Origin of the sequence: Bradyrhizobium sp. CCGB01, assembly GCF_024199795.1 — a bacterium.
Taxonomy (GTDB): domain Bacteria; phylum Pseudomonadota; class Alphaproteobacteria; order Rhizobiales; family Xanthobacteraceae; genus Bradyrhizobium.
This window is the reverse complement of sequence record NZ_JANADK010000001.1, coordinates 8,811,782-8,824,837: the sequence shown is the minus strand read 5'-3', so window position 1 is coordinate 8,824,837 and position 13,056 is coordinate 8,811,782. Positions and strand designations below refer to the sequence as shown.

General features: G+C 64.6%; 15 protein-coding genes and 2 tRNA genes. 14 read left to right on the top strand and 3 right to left on the bottom strand.

The annotated features are described in order from the left end of the window. Window positions 1–20 precede the first annotated feature (20 nt). Window positions 21–1,661 (bottom strand): tyrosine-type recombinase/integrase, encoded by a 1,641-nt coding sequence (locus NLM25_RS41580; protein WP_254140767.1) that lies wholly within the window; start codon window positions 1,659–1,661, stop codon window positions 21–23. A 94-nt stretch (window positions 1,662–1,755) separates the two neighbouring features. After that, window positions 1,756–1,830: transfer RNA gene (locus NLM25_RS41575), tRNA-Thr, on the bottom strand. Window positions 1,831–2,146: 316 nt separating this feature from the next. Between NLM25_RS41575 and NLM25_RS41570 the strand changes: the two genes are divergently transcribed. The 5 genes from NLM25_RS41570 (at window position 2,147) to NLM25_RS41550 (ending at window position 6,180) form a co-directional block, all read left to right on the top strand. Further along, window positions 2,147–2,335: a hypothetical protein gene (locus tag NLM25_RS41570; RefSeq protein WP_254123711.1), complete on the top strand. Its 189-nt coding sequence runs from the start codon at window positions 2,147–2,149 to the stop codon at window positions 2,333–2,335. 25 nt (window positions 2,336–2,360) lie between these two features. Continuing rightward, the gene (locus tag NLM25_RS41565) at window positions 2,361–4,067 is read left to right on the top strand and encodes an FAD-dependent oxidoreductase (protein WP_254141356.1); all 1,707 of its coding nucleotides are present in this window, start codon (window positions 2,361–2,363) and stop codon (window positions 4,065–4,067) included. A gap of 212 nt (window positions 4,068–4,279) precedes the next feature. After that, on the top strand, window positions 4,280–4,588 hold the full coding sequence (locus NLM25_RS41560) for an EthD family reductase (RefSeq protein WP_063985878.1): 309 nt from the start codon (window positions 4,280–4,282) through the stop codon (window positions 4,586–4,588). 184 nt (window positions 4,589–4,772) lie between these two features. Beyond that, window positions 4,773–5,282, top strand: coding sequence for a hypothetical protein (locus NLM25_RS41555; protein WP_254140766.1), 510 nt, complete (start codon window positions 4,773–4,775; stop codon window positions 5,280–5,282). Window positions 5,283–5,355: 73 nt separating this feature from the next. Beyond that, entirely contained in the window at window positions 5,356–6,180 is an 825-nt protein-coding gene (locus NLM25_RS41550; protein ID WP_254123708.1) for an alpha/beta fold hydrolase, read from the top strand. 183 nt (window positions 6,181–6,363) lie between these two features. Here NLM25_RS41550 and NLM25_RS41545 read toward each other — a convergent pair whose 3' ends face one another. Further along, on the bottom strand, window positions 6,364–7,017 hold the full coding sequence (locus NLM25_RS41545) for a TetR/AcrR family transcriptional regulator (RefSeq protein ID WP_254140765.1): 654 nt from the start codon (window positions 7,015–7,017) through the stop codon (window positions 6,364–6,366). 90 nt (window positions 7,018–7,107) lie between these two features. On the opposite strand from NLM25_RS41545, the gene NLM25_RS41540 reads away from it, so the two are divergent. From NLM25_RS41540 to NLM25_RS41500, 9 genes are all read left to right on the top strand, one after another. Then, complete coding sequence (locus NLM25_RS41540; RefSeq protein WP_254140764.1) at window positions 7,108–8,046, top strand: SDR family oxidoreductase; 939 nt, start codon at window positions 7,108–7,110, stop codon at window positions 8,044–8,046. A gap of 26 nt (window positions 8,047–8,072) precedes the next feature. Beyond that, complete coding sequence (locus tag NLM25_RS41535) at window positions 8,073–8,732, top strand: NAD(P)H-binding protein (protein ID WP_254140763.1); 660 nt, start codon at window positions 8,073–8,075, stop codon at window positions 8,730–8,732. An 81-nt stretch (window positions 8,733–8,813) separates the two neighbouring features. Beyond that, window positions 8,814–9,263 (top strand): DUF2948 family protein, encoded by a 450-nt coding sequence (locus tag NLM25_RS41530; protein WP_254123702.1) that lies wholly within the window; start codon window positions 8,814–8,816, stop codon window positions 9,261–9,263. A 145-nt stretch (window positions 9,264–9,408) separates the two neighbouring features. Continuing rightward, window positions 9,409–10,704, top strand: a complete 1,296-nt coding sequence (hisD, locus tag NLM25_RS41525) for a histidinol dehydrogenase (protein WP_254140762.1) — start codon at window positions 9,409–9,411, stop codon at window positions 10,702–10,704. Continuing rightward, entirely contained in the window at window positions 10,701–11,198 is a 498-nt protein-coding gene (locus NLM25_RS41520) for a UPF0262 family protein (protein WP_254123700.1), read from the top strand. The genes hisD and NLM25_RS41520 overlap by 4 nt, the downstream gene beginning before the upstream one ends. A gap of 6 nt (window positions 11,199–11,204) precedes the next feature. Then, a complete protein-coding gene (locus NLM25_RS41515) occupies window positions 11,205–11,672 on the top strand; it encodes a low molecular weight phosphatase family protein (protein WP_254140761.1) in 468 nt (155 codons plus the stop codon). Window positions 11,673–11,829: 157 nt separating this feature from the next. Next, window positions 11,830–12,459 carry a Maf-like protein gene (locus tag NLM25_RS41510; RefSeq protein WP_007597557.1) on the top strand — a complete coding sequence of 210 codons (630 nt, stop codon included), beginning with the start codon at window positions 11,830–11,832 and terminating at the stop codon, window positions 12,457–12,459. 144 nt (window positions 12,460–12,603) lie between these two features. Then, window positions 12,604–12,786, top strand: a complete 183-nt coding sequence (yacG, locus tag NLM25_RS41505) for a DNA gyrase inhibitor YacG (protein ID WP_254140760.1) — start codon at window positions 12,604–12,606, stop codon at window positions 12,784–12,786. 185 nt (window positions 12,787–12,971) lie between these two features. Next, a tRNA-Phe gene (locus NLM25_RS41500) sits at window positions 12,972–13,047 on the top strand. Window positions 13,048–13,056 lie beyond the last annotated feature (9 nt).

Sequence of the window (13,056 nt, the reverse complement as noted above, 5' to 3'; positions counted from 1 at the left end):
CACACCAGCCATCAACGCCCTCAGCCAATCCGGCCGGGGGCGTCTTTTGCAATCCGAGGTATGGCATTGATCACACGGACCATGGCGAATACCGACACGTCACCATAGTCATCGCCGGATGTTCGGGCCGCATGGCCCTGAATGGCATCGACGACTCGCGGATCGAATCCAAGGTTACGGCCGACCGACTTGAGGCGGTGCCGCCATGCGTGGTTAGGCTGGACCCGTTCGTCGGTTACCACTGTCCGAACAAAATCAAGGACACGTTTGTAGCTGCCTTTCGCGAACAGCGGGCCGTCTCCCGAGTCAGCGACGAAGCGCAACAACCCGAGTTCGATCAGGTGGGGGTGAATAGGGACCAGCCGGTAAGTCCCGGTCTTGATGCTCCCGGCGAGTGGATTCAGATCAAAGATATGGTGGCCTGACTCGGTGCGAACATCCTCTTTCCGAAGCTGTAACGCCTCCGCAATCCGGCAGCCGGTGTAGCAGGCGATCAGCGGAGCCCACCGCTTGGCGGCGGCCGTCCTCGAGTCCTCTTTCGGCTTCTGCATGTATGAGCAGCAGGCCTCGAAGATCGCGCCGGCTTCCTGATCTGTGAAGCCCTTCGGCCGGGTCCGGATTTTCTTTTCCGCCTTGACCTTGACTGCGTCGGCAGGATTGTTCGTCAGCTTCCGATTGTCTACTGCCCACCCAAAGACGGATTTGATCCCCGGCAGATCACCATCCTTCAAGGTCTTGGCTGTCACGACCTTCAGACGGGCATCCTTGAACGCAAGCATGTCCTGCTCGGTCACGCGGATGGCATCGTCATGACCGAGATGCTTGACCAGTCGATCGATGGCACCCTTGTATGTGTCATAGGTGGTCTTACTGCGGCCGGTAGCTTTGGCTTCAGCCCACCACAGGTCAAGCAAGCCGGTGACCGTCTGCCTCGGCTTGATCGCTGCTACGCTTTCGATCGGAGGGAAGCGATGCGCCTTCGGATCAGGGCTGTAATCCCCCTCCGCATTGCGCCGGAGCTGCCAGCCTGCATCGAGGCTGGCCGTTCCGACAAGGCGCAGGAAGCGTTGTCGATCGTTCGGGTTTAGGTGGATGCGCTGGCGGATCAGAACCCAATCCGCGAGCAGCCCGAACCGATCTTCCAGCGCGTCATGCTGACCGGCTGAGAAGGCGTTGACCGCCGCAGTCAGGTCATCAGTCCCAAACAGTTCTATCGCGGTGTTCGCCTCGTTCGGCATCAACGCGGCAGGTGGTGGGTTCTTGATGCGACCTTCGAGCGCCGCGCGACTGAGCGCCTTGTGATACATCCATGCGTCAGGTTCGCCGGGGTTGTCGCGGTGGATTTCCTGATACAGCCGGTACGTCTCGCCGCTGAGCGCGACCATGTCTTTATGACTGAGACTGATCGGAGCCGCCTCGGTCAAGTCGAACAGCCGGCGAAGATGATCCAGAGCGTTGGCCTGCCGAGCCTCTGCAATGGTCGTGTCGTCTGTTTCGAGACTGAAGGCGACGTCACTTCCGATCGTCACCGTCTTGATGCAGGGATAGTCGTGCGGAGTGGAGATGCTGAGCAACACGCGCTTGCCGCGTAGCCGGTCTACGATCTTAGCAGGGACACGGATTCGGAATTGGGGAACACTAGAGCGGGCACGTTTGGACATTGAAAACTTCAGAGAAACCATTGGTCTGTGTGGCACTTTTGTGTGGCACTCAGGACCGAAATTTCAAGAAAATCAATGTTCCCAAGAAGATGGGTGGTGCTGCCAGACAGGATTGAACTGTCGACCTCTCCATTACCAATGGAGTGCTCTACCACTGAGCTACGGCAGCATGTGCTGGGACAAGAATCGGCCGCCACGAGGGGCCTACCAAGCGGGCCGATATCTGCCACAAGCCCCCCTCCTGTGCAAGCTTGCAGGACCCGACAAAATGAGAAAATCGGGGCGATATCAGGCCCAAAATGCCCGATTCGGCGCGAAACGGCCGACTTTCCGACGATTTGGGTTCCGATATCCCCGGCCAACTGGCCAGTTGGCCGGGCGATCGGATTCGGTCCATTTCGAGTTTCGCACGATCCGTTCGCGCGGGCCTCTTGAGCCGCCGTATTCCTTGGGCATGTTATCGCCGATCGCTGTATGGACCTGCCATGGTTGACGAGAACGACAAGAGCACGAGACAGGACCGATCGTCCCGCGACGACCGGCTGAAATCGGCGCTGCGCGAAAACCTGAAGCGGCGGAAGGTGCAGGCGCGCGAACGCGCCGCAAGCACCGAGCCCTCGCAGAACGAAAATGGTTCCCTAGATGAGGGGACCGCCGGCAAGGCCGGCGGCTAGAATTTTGGAATGAGCGAGTATGACGATGGGGCAGGACGGACAGCAACGAACCGGCAGGGATGAGCTGATGGCGCAGTTCTCGCGTCCCGAGCAGACCTTTCCGACGCTGAGCCCTGTCGAGATCGAGCGCCTGCGCCATTTCGGCGAGCTCAGGCCGTATAAAGACGGCGAACTGCTGTTCGAAACCGGCAAGCAGGGACCGGGCATGTTCGTGGTGCTATCGGGCCACGTCGCCATCACCCAGCGCGACGGGCTCGGCCACGTCACGCCCGTGATTGATCAGGGGCCGGGGCAGTTCCTGGCCGAGCTCGGCCAGCTCTCGGGCCGACCGGCGCTGGTCGATGGCCGCGCCGAAGGCGATGTCGAGGTGCTCCTGGTGCCGCCGGACCGGCTGCGCGCGCTGCTGGTGGCCGAAGCCGATCTCGGCGAGCGCATCATGCGCGCGCTGATCCTGCGCCGGGTCAGCCTGATCCAGGCCGGCATCGGTGGCCCCGTGCTGATCGGGCCGTCGAACTCCGCAGGCGTGGTGCGCCTGCAAGGCTTTTTGACCCGCAACGGCCAGCCGCATCATCTGCTCGATCCCAATAGCGAGCACGATGCGGCCGAGATGATCGCGCGCTATTCGCCGAAGCCGGAGGATTGGCCGCTGGTCGTCACTGCCGACGGCACCGTGCTGCGCAATCCCAGCGAGACCCAGCTCGGGCGCGCCATCGGCATGATCGGTGGTGCCAAGGACAACCGCATCTATGACGTCGCGATCGTCGGCTGCGGACCGGCGGGACTTGCGACCGCGGTCTACGCCGCCTCCGAAGGTCTCTCGGTCGCGGTGGTCGACACCCGCGCCTTCGGTGGCCAGGCCGGCGCCAGTGCGCGGATCGAGAACTATCTCGGCTTTCCGACCGGCATCTCCGGTCAGGCGCTCGCCGGCCGTGCCTTCACCCAGGCGCAGAAGTTCGGCGCCGAAATCATGATTCCGATCTCGGTGAAGTCGCTCGATTGCTCGCGCGCCGGCGGCACCTTCGCCCTGGCTTTGGATTGCGGGGATTCCTTGCGCTCGCGCGCGGTGGTGGTCGCGAGCGGCGCGCGCTATCGCCGGCCTGAGATCGAGAACCTCGACACATTCGAGGGACGCGGCGTCTGGTACTGGGCCTCCCCGGTCGAGGCGAAGCTCTGCGCCGGCGAGGAAGTGGCCCTTGTCGGTGCCGGCAATTCGGCGGGGCAGGCGGCCGTGTTCCTGTCGGGGCATGCCAAGAAGGTGCTGATGATCATCCGCGGCGGCGGTCTCGGCGCCAGCATGTCGCGCTATCTCATCGAGCGCATCGAAGCGACGCCGAATATCGAATTGCTGTTCAACACCGAGATCACCGCGCTCGAGGGCGACGAGGCCTCGCTGCTGCGGCGCATCCGCTGGAAGAGCCGGCTGTCTGATGACGAAGACTCTGCCGATATCCGCAATCTCTTTTTGTTCGTCGGCGCCGATCCCGCCACCAACTGGCTCGACGGCTGCGGCGTGACGCTCGATCGCGGCGGCTTCGTCGTCACCGGGGCGCAGTCCGAGCAGAACCAGGGCCGGCTCGTTGCGCCGCTTGAGACCTCCGTGCCCGGCGTCTACGCCGTCGGCGACGTTCGCTCCGGTTCGGTCAAGCGCGTCGGCGGCGCCATCGGCGAAGGCGCGCAGGTCGTGGCCTCCCTGCACGGCTACCTCGGCGACGCCGCAAAACCGGCGCTTTAGGCAAGCAGAAGACAAGCGGATGGCAAGTCGAATGTGGCTTGCCATTGCGTCTGCAACTACAGACTATCCCCTCATCCTGAGGAGCCGCGAGAGCGGCGTCTCGAAGGATCGAGGGCCACGCTGCCAAAGCCGGGCCTGCATGGTTCGAGACGCGTGCTTCGCACGCTCCTCACCATGAGGATCGACAAACAAAACGCTTACGGGAGGACTAAATGGCCGAACTCGTCGTGCTCTATAAAACGCCCAAGGACGCTGCCGCCTTCGACAAGCATTATGCCGAGACCCACATTCCGCTCGCCAAGAAACTTCCGGGCCTGAAGAAATACGCCGTCAGCACGGGCGCGGTCGGCTCGCCCGCCGGACCATCCGGAGTTCATCTCGTTGCCATTCTCTCCTTCGACAGCGTGGGCGACATCCAGAAGGCATTCGGCAGCGAAGCGGGCAAGGCCGCCGCGGGCGACGTGCCGAAATTCGCCAGTGGCGGTGCGGACCTCCTGATCTTCGACACCAAGGAAGTGTGAGTTTTCGGTTCAACTTTCGTCGAAAGCCTGCTGTCCTTTGTGACAGCGATGCAAAAAATTCAGCCATGCGTTTGTCGATTCGCACGACGACGCATGGCTGCGCACGCGCCTGTGACATTGCTGCGTGTAGCCATTCGATGAGGGCCGTAATACCATCTGGCCGTTTCCTGACGGAGAGAGCGAGATGATGCTTGGATTGAGCCTGCCCGCACTGACGCTGATCCATGTCATCATCAGCCTGATCGCGATTGCCGCCGGCCTCGTCGTGATGTTCGGCCTGCTCGGCTCAAAGTCGATGCCGGGCCCCACCGCGATCTTCCTGCTCTTCACGATCCTCACCAGCGCCACCGGCTTCCTGTTTCCGTTCAAGGAGCTGCTGCCCTCGCACATCATCGGCATCATCTCGCTGGTGCTGCTCGCGATCGCCTGCTTCGCGCTGTACGGCCAGAAGCTCGCAGGCGTCTGGCGTCCGGTCTACATCGTGACCGCGATGATCTCGCTCTATTTCAACGTCTTCGTGCTGGTGATCCAGTCGTTCCTGAAGGTGCCGGCGCTCGCCGCGCTCGCACCCGCCGTGCCGCCGGCGCCGCCGTCCGGCCCGGTGTTCGCCGTGGTGCAGGGCCTCGTGCTGGTGTTCTTCGTGGTGCTCACCATCGGCGCCTGGCGCCGTTTCAGGCCGATGACGTTCGCCTGATGATTGATACTTCGTCATTCCCGGGCACCGCGCAGCGGTGGCGCGGAACGACGTCTCGCTGAAGGAGCCATTCATGCCCACGATCACCACCAAAGACGGCGTCGAGATCTTTTACAAGGATTGGGGCTCGGGCCAGCCGATCGTGTTCAGCCATGGCTGGCCGCTCTCGGCCGACGACTGGGACGCGCAGATGTTGTTCTTCGTCGCGCACGGCTACCGCGTCATCGCCCATGACCGCCGCGGCCACGGCCGCTCGTCGCAGGTCGCCGACGGTCACGACATGGATCACTACGCCGACGACCTCGCGGCCGTGACGGCGCATCTCGACCTGAAGAACGCCATCCATGTCGGCCATTCCACCGGCGGCGGCGAAGTCGTGCACTACATCGCGCGTCACGGCGAGAGCCGGGTGGCGAAGGCGGCGATCCTCTCCGCGGTGCCGCCGCTGATGGTGCAGACCGCGGCCAATCCGGGCGGCCTGCCGAAGAGCGTGTTCGACGGTCTCCAGGCGCAACTTGCCGCCAGCCGCACGCAATTCTATCGCGACCTCCCGGCGGGTCCGTTCTACGGCTACAACCGCCCCGGCGCAAAACCGTCGGAAGCGGTGATCCAGAACTGGTGGCGCCAGGGCATGATGGGCGGCGCCAAGGCGCATTACGACGGCATCGTCGCGTTCTCGCAGACCGACTTCACCGAAGACCTCAAGAAGATCAACGTGCCCGTGCTGGTGATGCACGGTGACGACGACCAGATCGTGCCGTATGCCGATTCCGCGCCGCTATCGGCCAAGCTGCTGAAGAACGGCACGCTGAAGACCTACAAGGGTTTTCCGCACGGCATGCCGACTACGCACGCCGAGACCATCAACGCGGACCTCCTGGCGTTCTTCAGGGGGTGAGGCGCTGATCCTTACCCTCCCCTGGAGGGGGAGGGTCGATCGCGCGTAGCGCGGGCGGGGTGGGGTGATCTCTCCTCGCGGGCACTGATCAATGCGGAGAGACTGTCACCCCACCCCGTCTCTCATCTTCGCTGCGCTCAGATGTGAGCCGACCCCTCCCCCTCCAGGGGAGGGTAAGAAGAGTCACTTCAATATCCCCCGGATCGCATCGAAGGTGCGCTTCACGAAAGCCTCCGGCTTCTCCCGCACACCTTCGCCGATCCAGCTTTCGCCGCCGACGCGCATCGCGCCGGTGGCGATCATGGCGACGAGCCGGGCCTTCAGCCGGTCCGATTTGTTTCGGGCGCGCTGTGAAAGCCCTTCGGCCAGCGCGCGCTCGAGCTTCTCGTATTTGAGCTGGTCGCGGGCCTGCAGCGCCGGATTGTCGCGCTTGAGCCGCGACATCGCCGCCGCTTCCGCAGGATCGATCCGCCGGACCGCCGCCGCGATCGCATTCTCCGCCGCGGTCAGCATGGATTCGTCCGCAGGCCGCGCCACGACCTCTGCGACCAGTGCGCTTGCCGCGCCCTCCTGCCAGGCGGCGACCACGTCCTCTTTCGACGCGAAATAGTGGAAGAAGCTGCGGCGCGACACGTCCGCTGCGGCTGCGATGTCGTCGATGGTCGTGGCCTCGAAGCCGCGCTCCAGGAACAGCGCCATCGCCCCGCGGGTCAGCCGTTCGCGAGTCTCCTGCAATTTACGCTGGCGCAGGCCGGGGCCGTCAGGGGATTTCGCTCCTGCCGGCAATGGCTTGGCGCTTGTCCTGGCCGATTTCGCAGCTGGCTTCGAAGCCTTCAAATTATTTCACCTCTTGCAAACTTGCACCCAGTGCACATTTAGACCGGTCGCGGGCCTTTTCCACCCCCTGATAGCGCCTGGAGACATGGCATGACCGACTGGACGACGGCAGACATCCCCTCTCTCAGCGGCAAGACCGCCGTCGTGACCGGGGCGACCGGCGGCCTCGGCTACGAGACGGCGATGGCGCTGGCGGGCGCCGGTGCCATTGTCATACTCACCGGGCGCAACGACGCAAAGGGCCTGCGCGCCATCGAGGGCATTTGCGAGCGGTTTCCCAACGCATTGATCGCCTATGAGCATCTCGATCTCGCCAGCCTCGCCTCGGTCGCCGATTTTGCCAAACGTTTCGCTGCCAGCAACGAGCAGCTCGATCTCCTCGTCAACATTGCCGGCGTGATGGCGCTGCCGAAGCGGCAGCAGACGGAGGATGGTTTCGAGATGCAGCTCGGCACCAACTATCTCGGTCACTACGCGCTGACGGCGCGGCTGCTGCCGCAGCTTCGCCGCGCCAAGGCGGCTCGGATCGTCAACCTCTCGAGCCTTGCGCATCGCCCCGGCGCGATCAATTTCGACGATCTGCAAAGCAAGCATTCCTATCGCCCCTGGCGCGCCTACTGCCAGTCCAAGCTGGCGATGCTGATGTTTGCGCTGGAGTTGCAGCGCCGCAGCCTCGCTGCCGGCTGGGGCCTGACGAGCCTTGCCGCCCATCCCGGCTACGCGCGAACCGATCTCATCCCGAACGGGCCGGGCACCAGCTCGTTCCAATCGCGTGTGAGCCGGTGGCTGCAGCCCTTGATCAGCCAGTCCGCGGCCGAAGGTGCGCTGCCGACCCTGTTCGCCGCGACCTCGCCGGCTGCCGAGCCCGGCGGCTATTACGGTCCGAACTGGTTCTACGAATTGAAGGGACCGCCAGTGCCAGCGAAAATCATGCCGCAGGCGAAGGATTTCGCCACGGCCGCGATGCTGTGGGATGTCTCGGCGACGTTGACCGGTGTATCTTTCGACGAGATCGCGGTCGCCGCATGAGCCGCGGGTCCGTTGGGGGCGTCCCGATGCAGGTCATCATCTTCGGTGCCACCGGCATGGTCGGGCAGGGTGTATTGCGCGAATGCCTGATCGATGCAGGCATCGACCGGGTGGTTGCGGTCGGGCGCAGCCCGACGGGCGTGCGCAATGCCAAGCTCACCGAGATCACACACGGCGATTTCACGGACTATGCCGCGATCGAGCCGCAGCTCACCGGCTTCGATGCCTGTTTCTTCTGCCTCGGCGTCTCATCGATCGGCATGAGCGAGGAGCGCTACCGTCAACTCACCTACGATCTCACGCTCGCGGCGGCGACGACGCTGGCGAAGCTCAATCCGCAGATGACATTCGTCTACGTCACCGGCGCCGGCACCGATTCCACCGAGCAGGGATCGCGGATGTGGGCGCGGATCAAGGGCAAGACCGAAAACGACCTGCTCAAGCTGCCGTTCAAGGCGGCCTACATGTTCCGGCCCGGCGCGATCCAGCCCTTGCACGGTATCCGTTCCAAGACGGCATGGGTGCAGGCGGTGTATGCCGCAACCTGGCCGCTCTGGTCGGTGCTGCGCCGGATCTCGCCGCGGCTCGTCACATCGACCGAGCAGATGGGCCGGGCCATGATTCGCGTCGCCCGGGAAGGGTATCCGCGGAAGGTGCTGGAGATGGAGGATATCAATAGCCTCTAGTCCGCTGGCCCGTTAGTTCTGAGGAAATTTCCGCGTCCGCGCGCGTTGGGCCCTATCGACCCCCGAGGAGAAATGCCGGCGATGTCTCCACAGCTCAAATTGATCGCGCTCGACGCCGACGATCTCGCCGTGATCTCGACCCATGTGCAGGACGCTCGCGTCCAGGCCGCCGACATCATCTGGCGGCAAAGCGAGAAGCGGCTGGTGGTCGGAATGAGCCGGCTGGACTGGGAGCAGACGCTGGACGGCGAGGCCGAACCCCGCCGGCTGGTCGCCGCGCTCCGCTTCGATCGCGTGCTCGCCTGCAAATCGCGCAACATCGACCTCGGGGCCCCGGACGAGGTCCTGGACCTCGTCGGCATCGAGTTTCACTCCCAGGACGGCCGCAACGAGGAGCCGGGCGGCAGCGCCCTCCTGCTGTTCGCCCAGGGCGGCGCCATCCGCCTCGACGTTGAGTGCCTGGAATGCGAGCTGACGGACCTTGGGGCGGATGAGCTGGGGACGGCACTGGGGATCGAGGGGGAGGGGTGAGGTGGCCTGTATACCAGTCGAACCGGCTCTGGGCTTCGCCGGAACGGCGTCTTGCGAGGGTTGACGCAGCTTCCCCGCCGCGCCATTGAGCAGGGGGGCAGGCGAGCCAATCCGCCCCAAAGACCAGCCGGAAGCCAAGCCAAAAATGCCCGTTCGTCTCGACCGCAGCAGCGCCGATTTTGACCAGCGATTCGCGGCCTTCCTTGCCGCCAAGCGCGAGGTCTCGGCCGACGTCGAGGCTGCCGCGCGCACGATCGTCGACGACGTGGCAAGGCGGGGCGATGCCGCCCTGCTCGAGGCCACGGCAAAGTTCGACCGCTTGACGCTCGATGCATCCGGCCTGCGCATCACCGCCGCCGAGATCGATGCCGCGGTAAAGGCCTGCGATGCCGCGACGCTGGACGCGCTAAAGCTCGCGCGCGACCGTATCGAGACCTATCACCGGCGCCAGCTGCCGAAGGACGAGCGCTTCACTGATCCGCTCGGCGTTGAGCTCGGCTGGCGCTACACCGCGATCGAATCCGCCGGCCTCTACGTGCCCGGCGGCACTGCGGCCTATCCGTCCTCGGTGCTGATGAACGCGGTGCCCGCGAAGGTCGCCGGCGTCGCGCGCCTCGTGATGGTGGTGCCTTCGCCGGACGGCAAGCTTAACCCGCTGGTGCTGGCGGCAGCCCATCTCGGCGGCGTCACCGAAATCTACCGCGTCGGCGGCGCGCAGGCCGTGGCCGCGCTCGCGCATGGCACCGCGACGATCGCGCCGGTCGCAAAAATCGTCGGCCCCGGCAACGCCTATGTCGCTGCCGCAAAACGGCTGGTATTCGGCAAGGTCGGCATCGATATGATCGCGGGTCCTTCCGAGGTGCTGGTCATCGCCGACGACACCGGCAATGCCGACTGGATCGCCGCCGACCTTTTGGCGCAGGCCGAGCACGATGCCAGCGCGCAATCGATTCTGATCACCAACTCCGCACGCCTGGCAGCCGATGTCGAAAATTCTCTCGAAGCGCAGCTGAAGACACTGCCGCGCACCGCAATTGCCGGCGCCTCCTGGGCCGATTTCGGCGCCATCATCATGGTGAAGAATCTTGCCGACGCCATTCCGCTCGCGGATGCGATCGCGGCCGAGCATCTCGAGATCATGACCGATGATCCCGACGCGCTTGCCGCAAAGATCCGCAATGCCGGCGCAGTGTTCCTCGGCGCGCATACGCCCGAGGCGATCGGCGACTATGTCGGCGGCTCCAACCACGTGCTGCCGACGGCGCGCTCGGCGCGATTCTCCTCAGGGCTCGGGGTCGCCGACTTCATGAAGCGCACCTCGATCCTGAAATGCGGCCCGGACCAGCTGCGTGCGCTGGGACCTGCCGCGATGACGCTCGGACAAGCGGAGGGGCTCGACGCTCATTCGCGCTCGATTGGATTGCGCCTCAATCTGTCATGACCCAGCCGCCCGAACAGGACGACTCGACCAATCGCATCGTCGCGGTCACGCTCGACGAGGACTCGATCGGCCGTTCCGGGCCCGACATCGAGCATGAGCGCGCGATCGCGATCTACGATCTGATCGAACAGAACCTGTTCGCGCCTGACGGTGCCGATGGAAAGGGGCCGTTCACGCTGCATATCGGCATCACCGGCAGCCGGCTGATGTTCGACATTCGCCGCGAGGACGGCGCGCCCGTGGTCGCGCATCTGTTGTCGCTGACGCCGTTCCGGCGGATCGTGAAGGACTATTTCATGATCTGCGACAGCTACTATCAGGCGATCCGGACCGCGACGCCGGACAAGATCGAGGCCATCGACATGGGCCGCCGCGGCATCCATGACGAGGGATCGCGCACGCTCCAGGAGCGGCTGAAGGGCAAGGTGCGGGTCGACTTCGAGACCTCGCGCCGGCTGTTCACGCTCATTACTGTCCTTCATTGGAAGGGTTAAACGCGGATGGCTGCGCCCACACGCGCACGCGATCCGCAATCGGTGCTGTTCGCCTGTGCGATGAACAGCGTGCGCTCGCCGATGGCGGAGAGCCTGCTGCGGCACATGTTTCCGCAAGGCCTCTACGTGAAGTCGGCCGGCGCCAGGCGCGGCGAGCTTGATCCGTTCGCGGTCAGCGTGATGGCCGAGCTCGGCCAGGACATCTCCGTCCACAAGCCGCAGACCTTCGAGGAGCTGGAGGACTGGGAGGGGCTGAATTTCGACCTCATCATCACGCTCTCGCCCGAAGCGCACCACAAGGCGCTGGAGCTGACCCGCACGCTCGCCGCCGACGTCGAATACTGGCCGACGCAGGATCCCACCACCATCGAAGGCAGCCGCGACCAGAAGCTCGCGGCCTACCGCGAGGTCTGCGACCAGCTCGTGATGCGCATCCGCCGGCGCTTTGCGAAGGTCGGCGCGGCGAGTGGGTAGCATCGGGCGGGCGTAACACCCGCGTCACAGACTGAGGGCACACGCATGTCGGAAGCCTCGAATCACCAAAGTCCGGGTTCCCGGGTTGTGAAATCAGCCCCCGTCCGATAGGTTCCGCGCGCAATTCACCCCCTGCTTCATCTCCCAAAATCACCTGATGCTCGGCCGCCCCAAATTCGTACTTGCCTCCGGTTCGCCGCGACGCCTGTCGCTGCTCAACCAGGCCGGCATCGAGCCGGACGCGCTCCGGCCGGCCGACGTCGACGAGACGCCGAAGCGGGGCGAGCTGCCGCGCGCCTGTGCCAATCGCCTCGCGCGAGCCAAGGCCGATGCCGCGCTGAAATCGGTGCAGCTCGACGACGAGCTGCGCGGCGCCTTCATCCTCTCCGCCGATACGGTTGTGGCGGTCGGCCGCCGCATCCTGCCCAAGGCCAATCTCGTGGACGAGGCCGCGCAGTGCCTGCGGCTGCTGTCGGGCCGCAACCACCGGGTCTACACCGCGATTACCCTCGTGACGCCGCGCGAGGCCTTCCGCCAGCGCCTGGTCGAGACCCGCGTCCGCTTCAAGCGCCTCTCGGAAGACGACATCCAGGCCTATATCGGCTCCGGCGAATGGCGCGGCAAAGCCGGCGGGTACGCCGTGCAGGGCATTGCCGGCTCCTTCGTGGTCAAGATGGTCGGCTCCTACACCAACGTCGTCGGCCTGCCGCTCTACGAGACCACGACGCTGCTCGGCGGCGAGGGTTTCCCGATCCGCTTCGGCTGGCTCAACGCCACGGCGGTGTGAGCTCCAACTAAATTCTCGAAAACAACCCCATGCACAGTAGAATGGGCCCACTGGAGCCCGGCGGGACCGCATGCGCCGCCGCCCGAGGAACCCGTTTGCCGACAGGCTCTTGAACTCTGTCACCTCCCGTAAGCCGCCGACATTATGGACGACCAGGTCAAAAAGCCCTCCGGGCCGCTCAAAACCTGCCCGATCTGCGGCAAGCCGCAGGCGCAGGCCACCCGTCCGTTCTGCTCCTCGCGCTGCCGCGACGTCGACCTGAACCGCTGGCTGAAAGGCTCTTACCTCATCCCCGGCCGCGACGATGATGTCGAAGACATAGAATAACTTAGCAATATCAATCTGTTGCTTGATTCGGCGATGCGCTGAGCGCCAGCTGCGGCGAGGCGGCCCCGGCTTGTGCACAGCCGGGCCGCGTCCGGCGAAGGCTCTTGGCGAAGCCGGGTGGACAGGCCGCTTCCAGCCCACTATAAACCGCCCGCTCGATGGGCCTTGGGTCCTTCGCTCAGCACGCCCAGGTAGCTCAGTTGGTAGAGCATGCGACTGAAAATCGCAGTGTCGGTGGTTCGATTCCGCCCCTGGGCACCATTTCACCTC